Origin of the sequence: Micrococcus sp. UYEF5, from assembly GCF_040546065.1 — a bacterium.
Taxonomy (GTDB): Bacteria; Actinomycetota; Actinomycetes; order Actinomycetales; family Micrococcaceae; genus Micrococcus; species Micrococcus luteus.
In genome coordinates this window covers 1-1,106 of sequence record NZ_JBEPNB010000035.1, presented here as the reverse complement: position 1 = coordinate 1,106, position 1,106 = coordinate 1, and the positions used below count along the sequence as shown (strand labels likewise).

Genomic DNA, 1,106 nt, shown 5'->3' with positions numbered 1-1,106 from the left:
TGACTATTGCTTCGCGTCTCGACGTGATGAACCGCCTGGGTCGTGCACTGGCCGACCCCACTCGATCCCGGATCATCTTGACCCTGCTCGACCATCCCGCTTACCCGGCGGAACTGGCCCGAGATCTGGACCTGACACGCCCGAACGTGTCCAACCACCTGGCATGCCTGCGCGATTGCGGGATCGTCGTCTCCGAGCCCGAGGGTCGTCGGACACGATATGAGATCGCCGATTCGCACCTGGCGCAGGCGCTGACGGCACTGGTCGATGCCACCCTGGCAGTGGACGAAGACGCCCCGTGCATCGATCCCGCCTGCTCGCTTCCCGGATGCGACGCAGCTGGGGAGGGCGCATGAGCCTCACCTCGGTCTTGCAGGCGATGGGCCTGTTCGCAGCGACCAACATCGACGACATCATCGTGCTCTCCCTCTTCTTCGCGCGAGGGGCAGGCCAGCGCGGCACTACCGCCCGCATTCTGGCCGGCCAGTACCTCGGATTCGCCGGCATCCTCGGTGCCGCGGTCCTGGTGACCATCGGCGCCGGAGCATTCCTGCCCCCGGCAGCCATCCCGTACTTCGGCCTCATCCCTCTGGGCCTCGGCCTCTGGGCCGCATGGCAGGCCTGGCGCGGAGACGATGACGACGATGACGACGAGGCCAAGGTTGCCGGCAAGAAGGTCGGCGTGTGGACAGTCGCAGGCGTCACCCTTGCCAACGGCGGCGACAACATCGGCGTCTACACCCCTGTCTTCCTCAGCGTGGAACCTCTCGCAGTAGTCGCCTACTGCATCGTCTTCCTCGCGCTCGTCGCGGTCCTGGTGGCCCTGGCAAAGTTCGTCGCCACCCGCCCCCCGATCGCCGAAGTGCTCGAACGCTGGGAGAACATCCTCTTCCCCATCGTTCTCATCGGCCTCGGCATCGTGATCCTCGTCAGCGGCGGAGCCTTCGGACTCTGACGTAGCGGCAGCGATCCAAACGGCCCCGACCGGGCGCACCCCTCTCGGTTCAGACCGCGACACCTACCTGCAGCCAGTCCTGCGTGATCGCGGCAACAAGACCGCCACGGAGCGCTGCAAAAACCCCGCCACCAAGCGAACGAAGCCACAG

At 66.2% G+C, this 1,106-nt stretch carries 2 protein-coding genes; both read left to right on the top strand.

The annotated features are described in order from the left end of the window. Positions 1–356: Cd(II)/Pb(II)-sensing metalloregulatory transcriptional regulator CmtR (gene cmtR / locus ABIB16_RS11330; protein ID WP_241187444.1), on the top strand; the 356-nt coding region annotated here is incomplete at its 5' end. Then, positions 353–955, top strand: coding sequence for a cadmium resistance transporter (locus ABIB16_RS11325; RefSeq protein WP_036341590.1), 603 nt, complete (start codon positions 353–355; stop codon positions 953–955). The genes cmtR and ABIB16_RS11325, both read left to right, overlap by 4 nt. Positions 956–1,106: the final 151 nt, after the last annotated feature.

Coding starts and splice junctions, on each gene's coding strand:
- ABIB16_RS11325 (WP_036341590.1), top strand. CDS start 353: ATGAGCCTCACCTCGGTCTTGCAGGCGATGGGCCTGTTCGCAGCGACC.